This is a genomic window from Streptococcus sp. 4155 (assembly GCF_013276695.1).
GTDB lineage: Bacteria > Bacillota > Bacilli > Lactobacillales > Streptococcaceae > Streptococcus > Streptococcus pseudopneumoniae.
Genome location: NZ_VMLM01000052.1, coordinates 53,237 through 76,443, shown reverse-complemented (window position 1 = coordinate 76,443; position 23,207 = coordinate 53,237). Strand labels below are relative to the sequence as shown.

The following is a 23,207-nucleotide window of genomic DNA, read 5'->3' as shown; positions in this document are numbered from 1 at the left end:
TTGGAGCATTTTTTCATTCAAGGGCGCGGAATGATTTGAAATATGGTATAATAAAAGGGAATTTCTACAGAAAAGAGAAGATTATGTCAAATTTTGCCATTATTTTAGCAGCGGGTAAAGGGACTCGCATGAAATCTGATTTGCCAAAAGTGTTGCACAAGGTTGCGGGTATTTCTATGCTGGAACATGTTTTCCGTAGTGTGGGAGCTATCCAACCTGAAAAGACAGTAACAGTTGTAGGACACAAGGCAGAATTGGTTGAGGAGGTCTTGGCTGGACAGACAGAATTTGTGACTCAATCTGAACAGTTAGGGACAGGCCATGCAGTTATGATGACAGAGCCAATCTTAGAAGGTTTGTCCGGTCACACCTTGGTCATTGCAGGAGATACTCCTTTAATCACAGGTGAAAGCTTGAAAAACTTGATTGATTTCCACATCAATCATAAAAATGTGGCCACTATCTTGACTGCTGAAACGGATAATCCTTTTGGCTATGGACGAATCGTTCGTAATGATAATGCTGAAGTTCTTCGTATTGTTGAGCAGAAGGATGCTACAGATTTTGAAAAGCAAATCAAGGAAATTAATACTGGAACCTATGTTTTTGACAACGAGCGTTTGTTTGAAGCTTTGAAAAATATCAATACCAACAATGCTCAAGGAGAATACTATATCACAGATGTCATTGGCATTTTCCGTGAAGCCGGTGAAAAAGTTGGTGCTTATACTTTGAAAGATTTTGATGAAAGTCTTGGTGTAAATGACCGTGTGGCTCTTGCGACTGCTGAGTCAGTCATGCGTCGTCGTATCAATCATAAACACATGGTCAACGGTGTTAGCTTTGTCAATCCAGAGGCAACTTATATTGATATTGATGTTGAGATTGCGCCTGAAGTTCAAATCGAAGCCAATGTTACCTTGAAGGGGCAAACGAAAATTGGTGCTGAGACTGTTTTGACAAATGGTACTTATGTAGTGAATAGCACTATCGGAGCAAGAGCGATTATTACCAATTCTATGATTGAGGAAAGTAGTGTTGCTGATGGCGTAACTGTCGGGCCTTATGCCCACATTCGTCCAGGTTCAAGTCTGGGTGCCCAAGTCCATATTGGAAACTTTGTTGAGGTGAAAGGTTCTTCTATCGGCGAGAATACTAAGGCTGGTCATTTGACTTATATCGGAAACTGTGAAGTGGGAAGCAACGTTAATTTTGGTGCAGGAACCATTACAGTCAACTATGACGGCAAAAACAAATACAAGACAGTCATCGGTAACAATGTCTTTGTTGGTTCAAATTCAACCATTATTGCGCCAGTTGAGTTAGGTGACAATTCCCTCGTTGGAGCTGGTTCAACTATTACCAAAGACGTTCCAGCGGATGCGATTGCCATTGGCCGCGGACGTCAGGTCAACAAAGACGAATATGCAACACGTCTTCCTCATCATCCTAATAATCAGTAGGAGCCTATCATGGAATTTGAAGAAAAAACGCTTAGCCGAAAAGAAATCTATCAAGGACCAATATTTAAACTGGTTCAAGATCAGGTTGAATTACCAGAAGGTAAAGGAACTGCTCAACGGGATTTGATTTTCCACAATGGAGCTGTCTGTGTTTTAGCAGTAACGGATGAACAAAAACTTATCTTGGTCAAGCAGTATCGCAAAGCCATCGAGGCTGTGTCTTACGAGATTCCAGCTGGAAAACTGGAAGTAGGAGAAAACACAGACCCTATAGCAGCAGCCCTTCGTGAATTAGAGGAAGAAACAGCCTACACAGGGAAATTAGAACTTTTGTATGACTTTTACTCAGCCATTGGATTTTGTAATGAAAAGTTAAAATTATACCTAGCAAGCGATTTGACGAAAGTGGAAAATCCACGTCCGCAGGATGAGGATGAAACCTTGGAAGTCCTTGAAGCGAGCTTAGAGGAAGCCAAGGAATTGATCCAATTAGGTCATATCTGTGATGCCAAGACAATTATGGCTGTACAGTATTGGGAATTGCACAAAAAATAGAGGAGGTCAATATGGGTAAACCTTTATTAACGGATGAAATGATTGAAAGGGCTAATAGAGGCGAAAAAATTTCAGGTCCTCCTTTGCTAGATGATAATGAGGAGACAAAAATTTTACCAACCTCTTCTTCCCGTTTTGGTTATGCCAATCCTAAGGATCATGGTTTTAGCCAGGAAACCTTGAAGATTCAGGTCGAACCGTCTATTCATAAAAGCCGTCGCATTGAAAACACCAAGAGAAATGTCTTCAATTCTAAACTGAATAAAATCTTATTTGCAGTCATCTTTCTCTTGATTTTGCTTGTCTTAGCAATGAAACTGTTGTAATAGAAAAGGAATTGAAATGAAAATAGGAATTATTGCAGCTATGCCAGAAGAACTGGCTTATTTAGTCCAGCATTTAGACAATGCCCAAGAGCAAGTTGTTTTGGGGAATACCTATCATACAGGAAGCATTGCCTCGCATGAAGTCGTTCTTGTAGAAAGTGGAATTGGTAAGGTCATGTCTGCTATGAGTGTGGCGATTTTGGCTGATCATTTTCAAGTGGATGCTTTGATTAACACGGGATCTGCTGGAGCAGTAGCAGAGGGTATCGCTGTTGGGGATGTCGTGATTGCTGACAAATTAGCCTATCATGATGTGGATGTCACAGCTTTTGGCTATGCTTATGGACAAATGGCGCAACAACCGCTTTATTTCGAATCAGATAAAACCTTTGTTGCCAAAATCCAAGAGAGTTTATCTCAATTGGACCAAAACTGGCATCTTGGTTTGATTGCTACAGGAGATAGTTTTGTTGCAGGAAATGACAAGATAGAAGCGATTAAGTCCCATTTCCCAGAAGTTTTAGCTGTTGAGATGGAGGGGGCAGCGATTGCTCAGGCGGCGCATGCCCTTAATCTTCCAGTTTTAGTCATCCGAGCTATGAGTGACAATGCCAACCATGAAGCAAATATCTCTTTTGATGAGTTTATTATCGAAGCTGGACGTCGCTCTGCCCAAGTCTTATTAGCCTTTTTGAAGGCCTTAAATTAAGCGAAAATTTGACAGTTTTTCTAGCTTATGATAAGATTTAAGTAAAGAAAAGCTAGAAAACGTTTCAGAGGATATTATGAGTATTGAAATGACCGTCAGTGAGATTGCAGAGGTCTTAGGATTATCTCGTCAAGCAATCAATAACCGTGTCAAAGAATTACCAGAAGAAGACACAGATAAAAACGACAAAGGGGTAACAGTCGTTACCAGAAGTGGCTTGATTAAGCTAGAAGAAATCTATAAAAAAACGATTTTTGAAGATGAGCCTGTCAGTGAAGATGTCAAGCAACGTGAACTGATGGAGATTCTGGTTGATGAGAAGAATGCAGAAATTCTTCGTCTCTATGAACAATTAAAAGCCAAGGATCGTCAGTTATCAGAAAAAGACGAGCAGATGCGTATCAAAGACCGTCAGATTGCTGAGAAAGACAAACAACTCGATCAGCAGCAACAATTGACCCTTCAAGCCATGAAGGATCAAGAAAATCTTAAGCTAGAGCTGGACCAAGCAAAAGAAGAAGTCCAATCCACTAAGAAAGGATTTTTTGCTCGTTTATTTGGAGGATAATCAAGGAGCTGTTTAGGTTACATGCTAACCTGATGGCTTCTTTTATTTCTAATCTAAATAGTATAGTTGCTCAAGTAATACTCAATGAAAATCAAAGAGCAAACTAGGAAGCTAGCCGCAGGCTGCTCAAAGCACTGCTTTGAGGTTGTAGATAAGACTGACGAAGTCAGCTCAAAACATGTTTTTGAGGTTGCGGATAAAACTGACGAAGTCAGTAACTATATCTACGGCAAGGCGAAGCTGACGCGGTTTGAAGAGATTTTCGAAGAGTATAAAATAACAGTATAGGAGAGGTAGAAAATGGAACGATTAGAAGATTACATTGCTTTTGACTTAGAATTTAATCAGCACGAAGGACAAACACACTTGATTCAAGTATCGGCAGTGCGTTTTAGAGATGGTCAGGAAATCGATGCCTATGATTCCTATGTCCATACTAGTGTGCCTCTAAAGAGTTTTATCAATGGTTTGACTGGGATTACAGCTGAGACATTAAAAGATGCCCCTCCAGTGGAGGAAGTCATACAAGAATTCCAAGAGTTTGTGGGTGCTTTGCTGATGATAGGCTACAATGCTGCTAAAAGTGATTTACCTATTTTAGCAGAGCATGGTTTAGACTATAGCCAACAGTACAAGGTGGATTTGTATGATGAAGCTTTTGAACGTCGGAGTTCAGATTTACATGGTATTGCCAATCTCAAATTGCAAACTGTTGCCTCATTTCTTGGATTTCAAGGTCAGTCTCATAATAGTTTAGAGGATGCTCGGATGACGGCGCGTGTTTACGAATCCTTCTTAGAGTCGGATCAAGCTAGGGAATTGTTAGAGACAGAAAGTAGCTTATCAAACAATCCTTTTGGTGGCTTGGACTTGTCTCAATTATTTGACTAGGAGTGCCTATGAAACCTGAAAAACCTAAAAAATTAGGTCTTAAACAGATTTACCTCAATCTTGATAAAATCCTCTTTCTCTTTTTCTTGATTTTTATGATAGTGGAGTATTTGTGGGTACCATTCAATTCATGGTTGGCTAGCTTCTTATTAGATCAGACAGGTTATCTTTTTATTTCCTATAACAATGTCTTAGCCATCCTTACTCATTCTCCATTGATTAGTCTAGCTTTTTTAGCCTTGATTGTAATTAACCTTCTGGTTGCTTATTTTCAAATAGGACTCCTCTTTATTGGTGCTCGTCATCTCCTCTATAATGAAAAGCGAAGGCTAATTGAGTATATCCGCAAGGTTTTCCATGAAAGTTTTGGATTTATGAAAAAGCTAACTTGCGCTAAAGCCTTGTTTATCTTTTTCTATATAGCTATGCTTTTTCCTTTTATACGGAAAATGCTGAAGATTTATTATCTTAATAAAATCGTCATTCCAGAGTTTATCCAAGCTTATTTAGAAGATAAATATTGGATGTGGTGGCTGAGCATCCTACTTCTATCTCTTATCTTTCTCTATGTCTCTGTCAGATTGATGTTTGCCCTTCCGAAGATTGTATATGATCAGCTGACTGTTCGAGAATCAGTGATGTTTAGCTTGGAGAAAACCAAGAAGAGAGTTGCTTTTTATGCTTGGAATTTATTTTACATCTTGCTCAAAGCACATTTATTATTTTATCTTCCTTTGATTCCTTTATTATTGGCTCAAACTTTGGTAGATGATATCACTCAGAGAGAGTCTCTGATTCTTGGTATTTTGAATTTTGTCATGATTAAAAATCTCTATTATATGGCTCTGACTTATTTTTTGGTTAAATTTGTTTCATTTTTGACAGGAAAGGAGCTGGATATGCTTCCTAGGAGAGAAAAAGATCACATCGTGCGATGGGGTGTCATGACTTGTGCCAGTCTTTTCTTTGCCTTAGAAGGTTATATTTATCTGGAGGCTCCCATGGTTCATCTACCTCAACTTATTTCTCACCGAGGGGTTTCCAATGCAAATGGGATTCAAAATACAGTAGAGTCCTTGGAAACTACAGCACAACTCAAACCAGACTTGGTGGAGACGGACGTGCAGGAAACAAAAGATGGGCAGTTTGTCATGATGCATGATGCTAACTTGAAAAATCTAGCAGGTATCAATAAAAGTCCTCAAGACTTAAACTTGGAGGAGCTTAAAGGGATTGATATTTTTGAAAATGGCTACCAGACTAAAATTTCAAGCTTTGAAGATTATCTCAGTCGAGCCAACGAACTTGGTCAAAAATTACTAATTGAAATTAAAACCAGTAAAAAAGATAGTCCAGACATGATGAACCACTTTTTAGCCCGTTATGCTGCAAAGCTCAAGATTTATGGACATCAAATCCAGTCTTTAGACTACCATGTTGTCGAAAAAGTAAGACAGTATGATGCCGAACTGCCAGTTTATTTCATCATGCCCTACAATTCTGTCTTTCCTAAAACAAGAGCGACAGGATATACTATGGAGTACTCAACCTTGGATGAATATTTTGTAAGCAAACTATGGACAACGGATCAGAAACTTTATGTCTGGACTGTCAATGATTCAGAAGCTATCAGCAAATCTCTTCACTTAGGAGTAGATGGAGTGATTACAGATGATTTGGAAAAAGTTCAGCGGGAAATAGAAGTAGCCCAAGAAGATCCAGAATATACGGATTTGCTCTTGAAAAAAGCATTGGAATTCTTTGAATTTTAGTAATAAAAAAGAGGAACGGTTGTTCCTCCCATGATAGGTAAGTATTTTTCGGAGAGCCTGTTTTTTTATTTGCTGAGTCTAGGATAGTTCTTGCTGGCGATAGATAGCAAGACGAACAGCTTCTTTTGAATGTCATATAAATTTAAAATTTCTGAAAATAACGAAAAATATACTAAATTTACAAATAAGGAGCCTCTAAATCCTTTAAAATAAGCAATATATATATATATAATCATCGATTTTCTAAAACAAAGTGAGGTTGAAGGAAGGGAACTAAGTTGATATAATGAAGTATTAGTAGACAATGGGCCTTTTTGTCATTTGTTTAAGATGAAAAAAGGTCATGTTTTCCTGTTTTTATTGCGAGTTGATGCCTGCATGAACATGGCTAGAGGAGCAAAGACAGGGTAGAAAGAAAGGAAAAACTATGAAACAGTTTAAAATGAATGAGCGTCAACGCTTTTCTATACGCAAGTTTTCAATTGGAGCAGTCTCAGTCTTGCTAGGGTCTGTCTTTTTTATAGCTAATCCAGCGACAGAAGTCCAGGCGGCGGAAGTAAATACAGAAGTGGTCAGTCAGGATGGAAATGGCAACACTGGGAATCCATCTGTCTTACCGCCATCAGATACAAGCAATCAAAATCTTAACGTAGAACAAGAAGGAGCTAAACCAAACACTCAAGAGACAGAGAAAAAAAGAGCCAGGAACTTCATCTAAAGATAGTGAAGGAAAAGCTAAGTCAACAGTAGAGAATAAAGGTGATGAAAAAGTTGATGGTGTAGTTAAACCTGTATCTGGTGAATTATCTACTGTGTCCGAGGTAGAAAAAGATAAAAAAGAAGTACAACCAGAGTTGGAAGAAAAATCCTCAATTATCAAAGAAGAAGCTAATAGAGAAGATAAGATAGATCAATCTCAAGAAGAAGATGGGGATCAGTTATATGATAAATTGATAGATGCATCTAAAAGATTGAAAGAATCCAATCCTGAGTCGGCAGCAGCTTTTAAAAACTTAGCAGATACTATCAACGAAAAGTTAGGACTTTCAGACGACGGAAAGATTTCTGGAGAACTTGTCGAAAAAGCTCACAAGTTACTAGATGGTAATCAAGTGATGATGTCAAAAAATGATAGTGAGGAAAATTCTGAGGAAAGAGGAGTTCATGTAAGAAAAAGACGGAATATAGCAGGATTAACAATTGGGAGATGGAATGCAGTACGTAAACAAATAGAAGTTTCTAATATACTAGTAGTACCAGGTGGAGATAGAGTATTTGGTAATATTTTGAAAATTAGTGCTAAATCAAATCATGAGAAAATTACTAGCATATCTGTAACTGGTCATGAAAACATGGGGTTAAAGGTCGAATCTTCTGTCAATGGGAGTGAAGCATCTTTGACTTTCGACGGAATTACTCCGCGCAGGGGTCAGTATTTATTGAATGTAACAGTAACTACTTCAAGCGGTAGTCAGACGACACAATTTGGATACTATCTCCCTTTTCAGAAGCCGACTATTAATACACCAAATGATAGTACAGATGCAAGTGTCCCGAGCTTAGCAGGTAAAGCTAATGAAAAACCTAATATTGATGTGACAATTCCTTATGTTCCTAAATTACCTAATGGCGCAAAGATGAAAGTATATTTGGTAACCGGAGGTTCGGATATTTCTAATTATGGAGGGAGTACGGATGGATTAGCTTATCCGGAAGGTTATAATATACTTGCCTCTAAAGATATATCTCCTAATAATGATGGGGATGGTTCTGCACGCCAAATTACTATTACCCAGTCTGATTATAAGTCTGGAGTTAATAAGATAGGAACAGATAAATTTAGAGCACTCACTGTTATCGAAGTAAATAATAACGTAAACGATGGTAATCCACGAGAACGTGGTTCCTGGTTTAGTGATGAAAGAAGAGCGACAGCACCAGTAGCTAAAGAAGCAACACCTGAAAAACCAACAGTTGCCTCTAGCGAAGCGAATGCCAATGTAACGGTAACACCAAGTGCGAATGCAGACCATGTAGAAATTAGCATTGGAAGCGACAAAGTTGTAGCTACGAAATCAGGGTCAAGCTGGAGCCTAACACCAACAAAATCAGGTGTCAGCATTGATGGAGTAAGTGGTGTTGTTACAATTTCCCATAATGCGGCTAGTGCAGGAACTCAAGTAAGTGCGACAGCTAAACATGGTAATAGTGAAGTTAGTGCTTCTTCAACACCAGTCAGCTTGCCATCAAAACGATATTATCCAATTCCCGATTCGTATAACGTAACATCGCAACCATCTACTCCTACTCAGCCAGACCAAGGAGCTACTGAGACTCCAACAGCTCCATCTGAGCCAGCTCCACAACCGTCTCAACCAACTGCTTCGGGTCAACCTGCAAGTCCTGCTCCAGCTCCGACTCAAGCACCTAGAGCGGCAGCAAGTCCTTCAGTTAGCTCAACGAGCACGCAAGCTCCAGCTCAAGAGCAAGTTGACAAGTCTGAACTTCGTGCCTTGACTCAAGAGTTAGACCAACGCTTGAAAGCTTTGGCAACAGTATCTAATCCGAAAATCGATGCAGCCAAGGCGGTCCTCCTAGATGCTCAAAAAGCTCTGGAAGATAGTGCCTTGACAGAGCAAGGTCTACGTACTGCAGTAGAGTCTGTGAAGGCTGCCTTGGACTCTCTCAAAGATGTGAAAGCAAATGCTAGCGACAGCAAGCCTGCACAGGACAAGAAAGATGCCAAACAAGGAACGGAAGATAGTAAGGATTCAGATAAGATGACTGAAACAAACTCAGTTCCAGCAGGAGTGATTGTAGTCGGTCTACTCGCCCTTCTAGGTGTGATTGCCTTCTGGTTGGTTCGCCGTAAGAAAGAGTCAGAAATCCAGCAATTAAGCACGGAATTGACAAAAGTTCTTGGACAGCTAGATGCAGAAAAAGTAGATAAAAAAGTCCTTGCTAAAGCCCAAAACCTTCTCCAAGAAACCCTTGATTTCGTGAAAGAGGAAAATGGCTCAGCAGAGACAGAAGCTAAACTAGTAGAGGAGCTTAAAGTAATCCTTGCCAAACTCAAGTAAAACTTGATTTATGAAATGTCAGATCTAAAAGACATTTTCGTTCACAAAAGCAGCGACGAGTAACCCTTGTCGTTGCTTTTTGGCTATTTTGGGGGATAAGATCCGCCTTGACTAGCAAAAGAAAAGATTGGTCCAGTAGTGCCCGATACGATTTTGCGTAGCAGAAAGCATACAAATGAAATTGAATATAGTAAAATAGGATTAGAAATCTTAAGAAAGTTGGTTCTTTATTGGAAACGATAGTATTTTCAATTTCCGTTTTTTTAGCAGGGGTCTTGTCCTTCTTTTCTCCCTGTATTTTTCCTCTTCTGCCAGTCTATGCTGGGATTTTATTGGATGATCAGGAAAGCGCAAAAAGCTTTTCTTTATTTGGGAGAAAGGTTCTCTGGTCAGGCTTGATTCGAACACTTTGCTTTATCGCAGGTATTTCACTCATTTTCTTTATTCTAGGCTTTGGTGCTGGTTACTTTGGTCATATTCTCTATGCAAATTGGTTTCGATATGTTATGGGAACAATTATTATCATTTTGGGACTTCACCAGATGGAAATTTTTCATTTTAAGAAATTAGAGGTTCAAAAAAGCTTTACTTTTAAGAAATCAGAAGCCAATCGTTATTGGTCAGCCTTTTTACTCGGTATTACCTTTAGCTTTGGTTGGACGCCTTGTATTGGTCCAGTTTTAAGTTCTGTTTTAGCGCTTGCGGCTTCTGGAGGCAATGGAGCTTGGCAAGGTGCTATCTATACTCTTATTTACACTCTGGGGATGGCTCTTCCTTTCTTGGTCTTGGCTCTAGCTTCAGGTCTAGTCATGCCTTATTTTAGTAAAATCAAACGTCATATGATGCTAATGAAGAAAATTGGTGGTTTCCTCATTATTTTAATGGGAATTTTGTTACTATTAGGACAAGTAAATGTTCTAGCTGGAATTTTTGAATAAAGGAGAAAATGATGAAAAAAGTAATGTTTGCTGGCTTAAGTCTCTTGTCATTAGTTGTATTGATAGCCTGTGGTGAGGAAGAAACTAAAAAAACTCAAGCCCCACAACAGCCAAAACAAGAAACGCCTGTACAGCAAATTGCTGTTGGGAAAGATGCTCCAGACTTCACCTTGCAATCCATGGATGGTAAAGAAGTCAAGTTATCTGATTTTAAGGGTAAAAAGGTTTACTTGAAGTTTTGGGCTTCCTGGTGTGGTCCATGTAAGAAAAGTATGCCTGAGTTGATGGAATTAGCTGCAAAACCAGATCGCGATTTTGAAATTCTTACTGTCATTGCACCAGGAATTCAAGGTGAAAAAACTGTTAATCAATTCCCACAATGGTTCCAAGAACAAGGATATAAAGATATCCCAGTTCTTTATGATACTAAAGCAACAACCTTCCAAGCTTATCAAATTCGAAGCATTCCTACAGAATACCTAATTGATAGTCAAGGAAAGATTGGAAAGATTCAATTTGGTGCTATCAGTAATGCGGATGCAGAAGCAGCATTTAAAGAAATGAACTAGAATCGATAAAAATCTGATTACAAGATGTAGTCAGATTTTTTTTTTAGAAAAATATTTTATAAATAGTCACAAATCTCCTATATTTATGGTAAAATAGAATCATCATTTTATTTGGAGAAGAAATATGAATATATTTAGAACAAAGAATGTAAGTTTGGATAAAACGGAGATGCACAGGCATTTGAAGTTATGGGATTTGATTTTGCTGGGTATCGGAGCCATGGTAGGGACAGGCATCTTTACAATTACAGGTACTGCAGCTGCCACACTTGCTGGTCCAGCCCTAGTGATTTCAATCGTCATTTCTGCCTTGTGTGTGGGATTATCAGCCCTCTTTTTTGCAGAATTTGCTTCACGAGTACCTGCTACAGGTGGTGCCTACAGTTATCTCTATGCTATTTTAGGAGAATTCCCAGCCTGGTTGGCTGGTTGGTTAACCATGATGGAGTTCATGACAGCCATATCAGGCGTAGCTTCGGGTTGGGCAGCTTATTTTAAAGGCTTGCTCTCTCAATACGGGATAGCCCTTCCTCAGCCTTTAAATGGTACCTTTAATCCTCAAGCAGGGACATTTGTTGATTTATTGCCTATTCTTGTCTTGGTCTTGGTGACCTCGCTTGTTTTACTCAATGCTAAAGCAGCCTTACGCTTTAATTCTATTCTAGTTATTTTGAAATTCTCGGCTTTAGCTCTCTTTGTTTTAGTAGGAATTTGGCATATCAAACTTGATAATTGGAGTAATTTTGCTCCTTATGGTTTTGGACAAATCTATGGTGCTAGTACTGGTATTATGGCTGGTGCCTCCTTGATGTTCTTCGGTTTTTTGGGATTTGAATCCATCTCTATGGCTGTAGATGAGGTCAAGACTCCTCAAAAAAATATTCCTAGAGGGATTGTCTTATCGCTTTCTATCGTAACCATTCTCTATGCCTTGGTGACGCTTGTTTTGACTGGTGTGGTTCACTATAGTCATTTAAATGTCAATGATGCCGTTGCCTTTGCCCTTCGTAGCGTTGGGATCAGTTGGGCAGCCAACTATGTGTCATTAGTGGCTATCTTGACCTTGATTACAGTTTGTATCTCGATGACCTATGCCCTATCGCGTATGATTTACAGTTTAGCGCGCGATGGCTTAATGCCTGCCGCCTTTAAAGAACTAACGAAGACTAGCAAGGTACCAAAGAATGCTACTATTTTAACAGGTCTAGCTTCAGCAGTAGCAGCAGGAATCTTCCCGCTAGCTAGTATTGCAGCCTTCTTAAACATTTGTACCTTGGCCTACTTAATCATGCTGGCTTACGGCCTGATTCGCTTACGGAAAGAAAAAGGGATGCCAAAAGCTGGGGAATTTAAAACACCCTTGGTACCCCTGTTACCGATTTTATCAATCATCATTTGTTTATCCTTTATGTTACAGTATAATATGGAAACTTGGATTGCTTTCCTAGTTGCCTTGTTAGTAGGAAGTATTATTTACTTCACTTATGGCTATAAGCATTCTACCATAGAAGAATAAAGTAAAAGTCTGTTGAGTTGTTGAAACTCAGCAGATTTTTATATGTGAAAGAAATTTCAAATTTTTTCTAAAAATATCTTGACAGATTAAGTTTTTAGGAGTAGAATGTTTACTAGTTAATTAAACAGTTAAGGAGTTGTTCATGAAGAAACAAAATTTATTTTTAGTCTTGTTAAGTGTCTTTCTTTTATTGCTAGGAGCCTGTAGTCAAAAGGAAAGTCAGACAGGAAAGGGGATGAAAATTGTGACCAGTTTTTATCCTATCTATGCTATGGTTAAGGAAGTATCTGGTGACTTGAATGATGTTCGGATGATTCAGTCAAGTAGTGGGATTCACTCCTTTGAACCTTCGGCAAATGATATCGCAGCCATCTATGATGCAGATGTCTTTGTTTACCATTCACATACGCTCGAATCTTGGGCAGGAAGTTTAGATCCCAATCTAAAAAAATCCAAAGTGAAGGTTTTAGAGGCTTCAGAGGGAATGACTTTAGACCGCGTCCCAGGGCTAGAAGATGTAGAAGCAGGGGATGGAGTTGATGAAAAAACGCTCTATGACCCTCACACTTGGCTAGATCCTGAAAAAGCTGGCGAAGAAGCTCAGATTATCGCTGATAAGCTTTCGGAGGCGGATAGTGAGCATAAAGAAACTTACCAAAAAAATGCGCAAGCCTTTATCAAAAAAGCTCAAGAATTGACTAAGAAATTCCAGCCTAAATTTGAAAAAGCGACTCAGAAAACATTTGTAACACAACATACAGCCTTTTCTTATTTAGCTAAGCGATTTGGACTCAATCAACTTGGTATTGCAGGTATCTCTCCGGAACAAGAACCAAGTCCAAGACAACTAACAGAAATTCAGGAATTTGTTAAAACCTATAAGGTTAAAACGATTTTTACAGAAAGTAACGCTTCTTCAAAAGTAGCTGAAACTCTTGTCAAATCAACAGGTGTAGGTCTTAAAACTCTGAATCCTTTAGAGGCAGACCCACAAAATGACAAGACCTATTTAGAAAATCTTGAAGAAAATATAAGTGTTCTAGCAGAAGAATTAAAGTGAGGAAAAAATGAAAATCAATAAAAAATATCTAGCAGGTTCAGTGGCAGTTCTTGCCCTAAGTGTTTGTTCCTATGAACTTGGTCGTTACCAAGCTGGTCAGGCTAAGAAAGAGTCTAATCGAGTTGCTTATATAGATGGTAATCAGGCTGGTCAAAAGGCAGAGAACTTAACACCAGATGAAGTCAGTAAGAGAGAGGGAATCAATGCTGAACAAATTGTTATCAAGATTACGGATCAAGGTTATGTGACTTCTCATGGAGACCATTATCATTACTATAATGGCAAGGTTCCTTATGATGCCATCATCAGTGAAGAGCTCCTCATGAAAGATTCGAATTATCAGTTGAAGGATTCAGACATTGTCAATGAAATCAAGGGTGGTTATGTCATTAAGGTAAACGGTAAATACTATGTTTACCTTAAAGATGCGGCCCATGCGGATAATATTCGGACAAAAGAAGAGATTAAACGTCAGAAGCAGGAACATAGTAGTAATCACGGTGGCGGTTCAAACAATCAGGCGGTAGTTGCAGCCAGAGCCCAAGGACGTTATACAACGGATGATGGTTATATCTTTAATGCCTCTGATATCATTGAAGATACAGGCGATGCCTATATTGTTCCTCATGGCAATCACTTCCACTATATTCCTAAGAGTGATTTGTCTGCCAGTGAATTAGCTGCTGCCCAAGCCTTCTTATCTGGAAAAGGCGGTCAATTAAGTACGGTTGAATATCGTTCTAGCAGGGGAGAAACAAGATCTAGTGTGAGAACGAGTCCATCTGAAACTCCTCAAAATCTTACAACAACTCCTGAGAGTCAAAATGAGGATTTAGCTAGTCTCCTTCAAGAATTGTACGCTTTGCCACTTAGCCAACGTCATGTGGAGTCTGATGGATTAGTATTTGACCCAGCACAGATTACAAAACGTACTGCAAATGGTGTGGCAGTACCTCACGGAGATCATTTCCATTTCATTCCTTATTCGCAAATGTCTGCCTTGGAAGAAAAATTGGCTCGAAATCTACCAATTGGAGGTCAGCCAGTTCAAAAGCATTCTGATAATACGAAACCAAGCAGTCCTGCGAAACCAAGTTCAGCCATTAAAGCAAACTTTAATCTCAATACGCAGGCACCGAATAGAGCAACTGGAGGAGCCTATACAACGGATGATGGGTATGTCTTTAGTCCAACAGATGTGATTGAAGATACAGGTGACGCTTTTGTTGTACCGCATGGAAATCATTTTCACTATATTCCTAAGAGTGATTTGTCTGCAGGAGAATTGGCTGCAGCCCAAGCCTATTGGAATGGGAAGCAGGGGTCTCGTCCTTCTTCAAGTTCTAGTCATAATGCAAATCCAGCTCAACCAAGCTTGTCAGAGAACCACAATTTGACTGTCACTCCAACTTATCATCAAAATCAAGGGGAAGACATTCCAAGCCTTTTACGTGAATTGTATGCTAAACCCTTATCAGAACGCCATGTAGAATCGGATGGACTAGTATTTGACCCGGCACAAATAACAAATCGTACAGCTAATGGTGTTGCTGTACCGCACGGAGACCATTATCACTTTATCCCTTATTCACAAATGTCACCTTTGGAAGAAAAATTGGCTCGTATGATAGCTATTAAGGGACAAAATGGTGCAGTCTTGCCGGGAATGAATTATTTGAAACCAGCACCAAAACCGCAAGCTCAACCATCAACTGAGAAAAAACAAACTGATTTTACAGTAGAACAGGTTGTTAGAAAAGTTGGGGAAGGATATGTTGTGGAAATTGCTGGTGTCAGTCACTATGTTTTTGCTAAAGACTTGGCTAAGGATAAGATTGATGCTATTGAAAATCTCTTGTCTAAGAAAACTCAAGAGACACATGCTCTAGTTGCTAAAAAAGAAAATGTCGCTTCTCGTGACCAAGAATTTTATGATAAAGCCTACAATCTGTTAACCCAGGCTCATAAAGCCTTGTCTGAAAATAAAGGTCGCGTTTCTGATTTCCAAACTTTAGACAAATTAGCAGAGCGCTTGAATGATGAATCTTCTAATAAAGTAAAATTGGTAGATGATTTATTGGCATTCCTAGCACCAATTACCCATCCAGAGCGACTTGGCAAACCAAATGCTCAAATTGCCTATACAGACGATGAAATTAAATTAGCGAAATTAGCAGGTAAATATACAACAGAGGATGGCTATATCTTTGATGAGCATGATATTGAAAGTGATGAAGGAAATGCCTACGTCACTCCACACTTGAACCATAGCCACTGGATTAAAAAAGACAGCTTATCTGAAGCTGAAAGAGCAGCAGCTCAGGCTTATGCTAAAGAAAAAGGCTTACAAGCTCCAAATTCTACTGAAGCAACAGAAGCAAAACCAGAGGCAACAGGGACAGAAGCTATCTATAACCGCGTAAAAGCTGAGAAAAAGGTACCATTAGAAAAAATACCGAATCATTTACAGTATACTGTAGCTGTACAAAATGGTCACTTTATAATTCCTCACTTTGATCACTATCATAACCTTAAGTTTGCATGGTTTGATGAAGGACTTTACTCAGCTCCTGAAGGCTATACCTTAGAAGATTTATTTGCGACAGTGAAATACTACGTTGAACATCCTGACCAACGTCCTCATTCAGATAATGGTTGGGGTAATGCTAGCGACCATGTTCGTAAAAATAAGGCAGACCAAAACGGTAAACCTGATGAAGATAAGGAACATGATGAAGTAAGTGAGCCAACTCATTCTGAATCTGATGAAAAAGAGAATCACGCTGGTTTAAATCCTTCAGCAGATAATCTTTATAGACCAAGCACTGATGCGGAAGAGACAGAGGAAGAAGCTGAAGATACTACAGATGAGGATGAAGTTCCACAAGTAGAGCGTTCTGTTATTGACGTTAAGATAGCAGAGGCGGAGACCTTGCTAGAAAAAGTAACAGATTCTCGTACTCGCCAAAATGCTATGGAGACATTGTCTGGTCTAAACAGCAGTCTTCTTTTCGGAACGAAAGACAGTAACACTATTTCAGCAGAATTAGATAGGCTCTTGGCTTTGTTAAAAGAGAGTCAACCGACTCCTATATAGTAGTAAAAAGAATGAAGCATATTTTATGGAGAAGTAACCTTTCGTGTTGCTTCTCTTTTTTAGAAGAAAGTAACAGAAACTTGACAGAAGTATAATAGATTGAATCTAGAATAGTACACCTTGACTTCTAAAATATTGTTAGAAATTGATTTGACTGTCCTGATCAATTTGTCCTATTCTTATTTCATTTCTCTATAATTTTAAATAGTAAACTATTTACTGGTTAATTAAATGGTTAAATAAGCGGTTTAGAAAAATTGTTTAACCGAGAAAAAAGAAGTTAAGAAAAAGTTTCATCATTTATTGAAATGAGGGATTTATGAAATTCAGTAAAAAATATATAGCAGCTGGATCAGCTGTTATCGTATCCTTGAGTCTATGTGCCTATGGACAAAACCAGCATCGTTCGCAGGAAAATAAGGACAATAATCGTGTCTCTTATGTGGATGGCAGCCAGTCAAGTCAGAAAAGTGAAAACTTGACACCAGACCAGGTTAGCCAGAAAGAAGGAATTCAGGCTGAGCAAATTGTAATCAAAATTACAGGTCAGGGCTATGTAACGTCACACGGTGACCACTATCATTACTATAATGGGAAAGTTCCTTATGATGACCTCTTTAGTGAAGAACTCTTGATGAAGGATCCAAACTACCAACTTAAAGACGCTGATATTGTCAATGAAGTCAAGGGTGGTTGTATCATCAAGGTCGATGGAAAATATTATGTCTACCTGAAAGATGTAGCTCATGCTGATAATGTTCGAACCAAAGATGAAATCAATCGTCAAAAACAAGAACATGTCAAAGATAATGAGAAGGTTAACTCTAATGTTGCTGTAGCAAGGTCTCAGGGACGATATACGACAAATGATGGCTATGTCTTTAATCCAGCTGATATTATCGAAGATACGGGTAATGCTTATATCGTTCCTCATGGAGGTCACTATCACTACATTCCCAAAAGCGATTTATCTGCTAGTGAATTAGCAGCAGCTAAAGCACATCTGGCTGGAAAAAATATGAACCGAGTCAGTTAAGCTATTCTTCAACAGCTAGTGACAATAACACGCAATCTGTAGCAAAAGGATCAACTAGCAAGCCAGCAAATAAATCTGAAAATCTCCAGAGTCTTTTGAAGGAACTCTATGATTCACCTAGCGCCCAACGTTACAGTGAATCAGATGGCTTGGTCTTTGACCCTGCTAAGATTATCAGTCTTACACCAAATGGAGTTGCGATTCCGCATGGCGACCATTACCACTTTATTCCTTACAGCAAGCTTTCTGCCTTAGAAGAAAAGATTGCCAGAATGGTGTCTATCAGTGGAACTGGTTCTACAGTTTCTACAAATGAAGTAGTGTCTAGTCTAGGCAGTCTTTCAAGCAATCCTTCTTCTTTAACGACAAGTAAGGAGCTCTCTTCAGTATCTGATGGTTATATTTTTAATCCAAAAGATATCATTGAAGAAACGGCTATAGCTTATATTGTAAGACATGGTGATCATTTCCATTACATTCCAAAATCAAATCAAATTGGGCAACCGACTCTTCCAAACAATAGTCTAGCAACACCTTCTCCATCTCTTCCAATCAATCCAGGAACTTCACATGAGAAACATGAAGAAGATGGATACGGATTTGATGCTAATCGTATTATCGCTGAAGATGAATCAGGTTTTGTCATGAGTCATGGAGACCACAATCACTACATCAAGGTTCAAACTAAGGGCTATGAAGTAGCCTTGAAAAACAAAATTCCAGCCCTGAAATCCAACTATCAGCCTGGGGCCTTTGATGAGAAAACAGTTTTAGCAAAAGTAGATCAACTTCTTGCTGAAAGTCGAAACGTCTATAAAGACGATCCAATCAAACAAAGACAGATTGAGTTAGTTTTAGGTCAGTTTACTGAAAATATGAAGAAACTAGCAACTAACTAACTCTACAGCAGGTTATCTAAAAACACTTGACCTCTTTGATAAGCAATATATCCATATTGATGAAAGTGTCAAACCTGTTGAAACAAGTGCTTTAGATAAGAAATATCAGGCCTTGATTGATAAAATCAATACGCTAGATACAGATACTTATGGACTTCCTAAGAAAGACCTTCTCGTTCGACTCCAGGAAGCTAAGTTGGCTAAAGATGAGGCTGCTTTAGCAGCGGTTGAATCACAACTTCAAGCTCTTCAAGACTTTAATGACCGTACTGGTGATACAACAGTGGAATACATCAAGTACTTCTATGAGCATGTAAACGATGGTCGTTTAAGTGATGAGCTTCGTAATAAAGTAGCTAATTTGACTTTTACTTTATATCAATCTCAATCCTTCCGTAAGGCTGTGGACTTGAATAAACTGTTCCCAAGCATTTACCAAACAAAACAAGAAGTAGAAGAGGCTTTGAAAAATCAGCCAGCTACTGCAAAAGTAAATGAAACAGTTTTAGATAAAGAAAAAGTTGATAACCAATCTGCTAAGCAAGCGATTTATGAATTTTTGAAAGATCTTTATCCTGATCTTAAAAAAGAAGAATATGTCAATCATGTCAGCAAGGAAGAAGTAGAAAGTCTTTTGAACAAGGCAAATCAACTCTTGGAACAAATCCATGAAGAAGGAATCAGACAATCCTTGGCAGAAGAAGTAGAAAATCTAAAAGCTGCCACAAACAAGGCTGATGCAGACTTGGATGAAGTAAACAGTCAGGTAAAAGATGTTTTGACTCGTATCGCTAGCGCCCTTCAACAAGAAAAGGAAAATGCTGAGCAAGATTCTCAGACACTTGTACTCTATCAAAAACTCTACGATATTCTCATGTCGCTTCACTCTTATTTAGAAAGTAATAATGGTTCTGATGAGGACTTTGATAAAGTGGATGCATTACTAGATCAACTTTCTGCTAAGAGTAAAGACAAAGCAGCTTTACTTGAATTGACAAAAGCTATTCTAGTTTTGAATCACCAAATCCAGTCAAAAGCTAGCGCAAGTGAAGAAACAAGTCCAGCAAGAAATGCTGAAGCAAATGGTGATAACACCAGTGCTGAGAACCAACCAAACGCAACTACAGAATCTAACAGCGAAACTGCTAGCGACGAAAACAAAGCAAGCAACACAAGAGATTCTAAACCTGCTGAATTAACTTCAGAAAAGGGATCAACTGAATCTACAACAAGCACTGGTAATCAAGAAAAAGCAGTAGAATAAACAGAAAGGCGAAGTAGCTGAGCCACCTCGTCTTTTTAGCCTTTATAAGCTACGATGCCAATGATGGTATCAACTGCACGTTCCATAGTCTGAAGGCTAACGTATTCAAAACGTCCGTGCATATTTTCGCCACCTGCAAAGATATTCGGAGTTGGGATTCCCATAAAGGAAATCTTAGAGCCGTCTGTTCCACCCCGGATTGGTTCGATAATAGGCGTGATACCTAGATCTTCCATAACGGCTTTAGCAACGGTAATTGGAGTCATATCTTTTTCAATGACTTCTTTCATATTGTAGTACTGGTCTGTCAAGTTGAGAGTGACACGGTTGCTCCCAAGTTCTTGATTCATCTTATCAGCGATAGATTGCATGGATGCTTTACGCGCTTCAAAGGCATCTTTTTCAAAATCACGAATGATGTAGCTTGCACGCGCCTCCTCAACACTACCTGTCACATCCATTAGATGGTAAAAACCTTGGTAACCTTCAGTTAACTCAGGTCGGTCATTTTCTGGAAGTTGATTATGAAAATCAATTGCTAGCTGAAGGGCATTGACCATCTGCCCTTTGGCAGTACCAGGGTGGACATTACGGCCTTGGAAATGCAATTCAGCACCAGCGGCTGAGAAAGTCTCGTACTGAAGTTCACCTAGTGGACCACCATCAACAGTGTAGGCAAAATCCACATCAAAATCTTCTGCATCAAATTTATTAGCACCAACACCGATTTCCTCATCTGGACCAAAACCAACACGAATCTCACAGTGTTTGATTTCAGGATGAGCAGTCAGATATTCAATAGCTGTCATAATCTCAGCAATACCAGACTTGTCATCAGCACCTAGCAAGGTTGTTCCATCAGTTGTAATGAGCGTTTGGCCTGGATATTTCTCAAGACTCTTGAAGTCGGCTGGATCCAGTTTAAAACCAGAATTTCCAAGTTCAATCACACCACCATCGTAGTTTTCAATTACCTGTGGATTGACTCCTTCAGCATTAAAATCAGCAGTATCCATGTGGGAGATGAAGCCAATCTTACGTGTTAAAGATGGATCATTGGCTGGCAAGGTTCCAATAGCAAAACCATTCGGTAGATAGTAAACATTTTGCAGTCCAACACGTTTCATTTCAGGAATTAGGACATTTGTTGCGAAGTCAACCTGACTCTGTGTACTTGGAGTAGTAGTAGAGTGTTCATCAGAGCGCGTGTTGACCTTAACGTAGGTTAAGAAGCGGTCCAAGAGATTTGGATAAGTCATAAAAAACTCCTTTTGAATTTATTTTTTCCATTGTATCATAGAAAGAAGAGAAAAACAAAAGACAGAAGTTAGGGCAATCTGCTATGTTAGCGTTTACTTATCAGTGGATTCATGATAAAATAAACTTGATAAAAACATCACAAGGAAGCGATTATGAAAAAAGCAATTTTAATGATGACCTTCGGTTCGCCAGAAGAGATTACCTTTGAAGGTGTAGCTGATTTTTTCACAAATATTCGTCGTGGAGTGAGACCTCAAGACCACGAGATTCAGACTCTCTATGATAATTATGTACGAATTGGAGGCACGCCTCTGCAAAAAATTACCCGTCAAGAGGTTGCCTTGGTAGAAGCTAGGCTGGGGAATGAATACAGTGTCTACTTTGCTAATAAGTTTTCCAGTCCCTTTATTCCAGATGTGATCGGTCAAATGGAAGCAGACGGAATTGAACAGTGTATTTGTTTGATTTTGGAGCCTCATTATTCTTTCTACTCTGTCATGGGCTATGAAAAATTTTTAGAAAGCAAACAAATTCAATTTTTGGTCATTAAGGACTGGTATCAGGAAGAAGCACTTTTAAACTATTGGGCAGATGAAATTGCTAAAATTTTAAAAGAAGAAGTAAAGCAGGATAGCTTTAAAGTCATCTTTTCAGCCCATAGTGTGCCCATTTTTGCCTTGGATTTTGGAGATCCTTATATCGATCAAATTTTCGAAAATAGCAAGTTAGTTGCTGAAAAACTAGGTTTGAGTTCCGATCAATATACAAATACCTGGCAAAGTGAGAGTGATATTGGGATTCCATGGATTAAGCCAGATGTTTTGGAGTATCTCAGAGAACAGACAGAACATCCAGACCATTATATTTTTGTTCCAATCAGCTTTATCAGTGAGCACATTGAAGTCTTGTTTGATAATGATGTGGAATGTTATGACTTGTGTCAGGAATTTGGGGTAAACTACCATCGTCCACCAATGCCAAATACAGATTCTCGCTTGATTGATGCCTTGGTCAATACAGTTAGAGCCAATGAACATCAAGAGTTTAAGGAATTTCTCCCAGAAGAAGAGACCTTTGATGAGTTAGTTCCTTCAGACGAGACGAAAAACATTTTGGCTGAATCTCAAGATTTACAAATGCCGGAATTTGTGAAAAAACTGATTGAGAAAAAAGGGCGGGAGAATGTTAAGATGCCTTATCTTATCAAGAAGATGCTAGAAAAAGCAGGCAAGTTGCCCAAAGAGTAAAGAAAAAGGATTTAGCTTTGTGCTAGATCCTTTTAATCGATTATTTTTTCTCAAGAAGGGCTTTGATTTCTTGAAGGACTTCCAATTCGGTTGGTTTTTTTTCGTCAGTTTTTTCTTCCTTTATACCAGTCAGTTTCTGTGCTTTTTCAATACCCTTGATAATAAAGAAGAGGGCGGTACCCACAAAGATAAAATTGATAATAGCACTTAAAAAGTTACCATAGCCGACTCCATGCCAAGAAAGTTGAGCGATACGTTCGACTTTAGCAGCTTTCAAAGCGGGATTTAAAATAAGAGGAGTGATAATGTCGTTTACAAGTGAAGTAACGATAGCACCAAAAGCAGAGGCAATGACAACACCGACAGCAAGGTCAATAACATTTCCTCGAAGCAAGAACGATTTTAGATTTTTTAACATACTGTTTTCCTTTCAATGTTTCGTGTTTCATTGTATCCTAAATCATTATAGAAGGCAATTAAAAGGCTCATAAATGGAGCATTATTTTCTAAAAATATAGATCTTGCTCAAGATATAATTGATGATAATAATGAGTATTTGTGCAATTATTGTTTCAATTGCATTTACCTTATCAGGATTTTCGTTTACAAATTGCCCTATGATATGAGGGAATTGAGTTACAAAGAGAAAAGTTAAAAACAAGTCTAACAGAAAAGTAGAAAGGCGGGCAAGAAAAAATTTCACTAAACGGATAAGCCGATTCTTCCTTGCTTGCTTAAATACAAGCCTATCATTTGTGATAAAGGCAAATAGGATACCAAATATATTTGCCAAGGCCGTAGCAAGAAGTTCCTGATGAGTTAGTTGATAAATGACCAATCGCGAGAGAATCGAAACTAGAGTTGTTGCAAGGCCAAAAAAGAGATAGGCTAAGATTTCATTGTTAAAAAATTTTTGAATAGGTTTTTTCATGCTTTAAGTATAGCATAAAGCAGGCT

Annotated in this window: 20 protein-coding genes and 2 pseudogenes; 19 read left to right on the top strand and 3 right to left on the bottom strand. The window is 38.7% G+C overall.

What is annotated here, in order from left to right:
* The first annotated feature begins 83 nt into the window (after positions 1–83).
* From glmU to HT715_RS11935, 18 genes and pseudogenes are all read left to right on the top strand, one after another.
* Entirely contained in the window at positions 84–1,463 is a 1,380-nt protein-coding gene (glmU, locus tag HT715_RS07095; RefSeq protein ID WP_138705362.1) for a bifunctional UDP-N-acetylglucosamine diphosphorylase/glucosamine-1-phosphate N-acetyltransferase GlmU, read from the top strand.
* Between the two features lie 9 nt (positions 1,464–1,472).
* The gene (locus HT715_RS07090; RefSeq protein WP_138707287.1) at positions 1,473–2,018 is read left to right on the top strand and encodes an NUDIX hydrolase; all 546 of its coding nucleotides are present in this window, start codon (positions 1,473–1,475) and stop codon (positions 2,016–2,018) included.
* Positions 2,019–2,029: 11 nt separating this feature from the next.
* Positions 2,030–2,344 (top strand): cell wall synthase accessory phosphoprotein MacP, encoded by a 315-nt coding sequence (gene macP / locus HT715_RS07085; RefSeq protein WP_000517865.1) that lies wholly within the window; start codon positions 2,030–2,032, stop codon positions 2,342–2,344.
* Positions 2,345–2,360: 16 nt separating this feature from the next.
* Complete coding sequence (locus HT715_RS07080) at positions 2,361–3,053, top strand: 5'-methylthioadenosine/adenosylhomocysteine nucleosidase (protein WP_138707288.1); 693 nt, start codon at positions 2,361–2,363, stop codon at positions 3,051–3,053.
* A gap of 76 nt (positions 3,054–3,129) precedes the next feature.
* Positions 3,130–3,621 (top strand): chromosome segregation protein RocS, encoded by a 492-nt coding sequence (gene rocS / locus HT715_RS07075; protein WP_000021242.1) that lies wholly within the window; start codon positions 3,130–3,132, stop codon positions 3,619–3,621.
* Between the two features lie 84 nt (positions 3,622–3,705).
* The gene (locus HT715_RS11945) at positions 3,706–3,909 is read left to right on the top strand and encodes a hypothetical protein (RefSeq protein WP_000693056.1); all 204 of its coding nucleotides are present in this window, start codon (positions 3,706–3,708) and stop codon (positions 3,907–3,909) included.
* Positions 3,910–3,921: 12 nt separating this feature from the next.
* Positions 3,922–4,512: a 3'-5' exonuclease gene (locus HT715_RS07065; protein ID WP_000440243.1), complete on the top strand. Its 591-nt coding sequence runs from the start codon at positions 3,922–3,924 to the stop codon at positions 4,510–4,512.
* Positions 4,513–4,520: 8 nt separating this feature from the next.
* Complete coding sequence (locus tag HT715_RS07060) at positions 4,521–6,284, top strand: glycerophosphodiester phosphodiesterase (RefSeq protein WP_171043155.1); 1,764 nt, start codon at positions 4,521–4,523, stop codon at positions 6,282–6,284.
* A gap of 427 nt (positions 6,285–6,711) precedes the next feature.
* The gene (locus HT715_RS07055) at positions 6,712–7,002 is read left to right on the top strand and encodes a YSIRK-type signal peptide-containing protein (protein WP_007284790.1); all 291 of its coding nucleotides are present in this window, start codon (positions 6,712–6,714) and stop codon (positions 7,000–7,002) included.
* 1,720 nt (positions 7,003–8,722) lie between these two features.
* Positions 8,723–8,920 (top strand): annotated as a pseudogene (locus tag HT715_RS07050) (hypothetical protein); the annotation flags it as partial.
* A 27-nt stretch (positions 8,921–8,947) separates the two neighbouring features.
* A complete protein-coding gene (locus tag HT715_RS07045) occupies positions 8,948–9,364 on the top strand; it encodes a transmembrane domain-containing protein (RefSeq protein WP_025170644.1) in 417 nt (138 codons plus the stop codon).
* A gap of 230 nt (positions 9,365–9,594) precedes the next feature.
* Positions 9,595–10,302, top strand: a complete 708-nt coding sequence (gene ccdA2, locus HT715_RS07040; protein ID WP_014017248.1) for a thiol-disulfide oxidoreductase-associated membrane protein CcdA2 — start codon at positions 9,595–9,597, stop codon at positions 10,300–10,302.
* Between the two features lie 11 nt (positions 10,303–10,313).
* Entirely contained in the window at positions 10,314–10,871 is a 558-nt protein-coding gene (gene sdbB, locus HT715_RS07035; RefSeq protein WP_000757366.1) for a thiol-disulfide oxidoreductase-associated lipoprotein SdbB, read from the top strand.
* A 124-nt stretch (positions 10,872–10,995) separates the two neighbouring features.
* Positions 10,996–12,387 carry an amino acid permease gene (locus HT715_RS07030; protein WP_001020307.1) on the top strand — a complete coding sequence of 464 codons (1,392 nt, stop codon included), beginning with the start codon at positions 10,996–10,998 and terminating at the stop codon, positions 12,385–12,387.
* 142 nt (positions 12,388–12,529) lie between these two features.
* Positions 12,530–13,447 (top strand): zinc-binding lipoprotein AdcAII, encoded by a 918-nt coding sequence (gene adcAII, locus HT715_RS07025; protein WP_000744536.1) that lies wholly within the window; start codon positions 12,530–12,532, stop codon positions 13,445–13,447.
* Positions 13,448–13,454: 7 nt separating this feature from the next.
* The gene (locus HT715_RS07020; protein ID WP_000700358.1) at positions 13,455–16,544 is read left to right on the top strand and encodes a pneumococcal-type histidine triad protein; all 3,090 of its coding nucleotides are present in this window, start codon (positions 13,455–13,457) and stop codon (positions 16,542–16,544) included.
* Between the two features lie 319 nt (positions 16,545–16,863).
* A pseudogene (gene phtE / locus HT715_RS11940) lies at positions 16,864–18,251 on the top strand (pneumococcal histidine triad protein PhtE); the annotation flags it as partial.
* Positions 18,252–18,591: 340 nt separating this feature from the next.
* A complete protein-coding gene (locus HT715_RS11935) occupies positions 18,592–19,743 on the top strand; it encodes a hypothetical protein (protein WP_007284789.1) in 1,152 nt (383 codons plus the stop codon).
* A gap of 35 nt (positions 19,744–19,778) precedes the next feature.
* Here the strand turns inward: HT715_RS11935 and pepT are convergent, their stop codons facing one another.
* Positions 19,779–21,002 carry a peptidase T gene (gene pepT / locus HT715_RS07010; protein ID WP_000222060.1) on the bottom strand — a complete coding sequence of 408 codons (1,224 nt, stop codon included), beginning with the start codon at positions 21,000–21,002 and terminating at the stop codon, positions 19,779–19,781.
* Between the two features lie 153 nt (positions 21,003–21,155).
* On the opposite strand from pepT, the gene hemH reads away from it, so the two are divergent.
* On the top strand, positions 21,156–22,250 hold the full coding sequence (hemH, locus tag HT715_RS07005; protein ID WP_050222852.1) for a ferrochelatase: 1,095 nt from the start codon (positions 21,156–21,158) through the stop codon (positions 22,248–22,250).
* 40 nt (positions 22,251–22,290) lie between these two features.
* On the opposite strand, the gene mscL is transcribed toward hemH, so the two are convergent.
* Together mscL and HT715_RS06995 are read right to left on the bottom strand one after the other, a co-directional pair.
* Complete coding sequence (mscL, locus tag HT715_RS07000; RefSeq protein ID WP_000916792.1) at positions 22,291–22,668, bottom strand: large conductance mechanosensitive channel protein MscL; 378 nt, start codon at positions 22,666–22,668, stop codon at positions 22,291–22,293.
* An 81-nt stretch (positions 22,669–22,749) separates the two neighbouring features.
* Entirely contained in the window at positions 22,750–23,181 is a 432-nt protein-coding gene (locus HT715_RS06995; RefSeq protein ID WP_000743002.1) for a GtrA family protein, read from the bottom strand.
* Between the last annotated feature and the right edge of the window lie 26 nt (positions 23,182–23,207).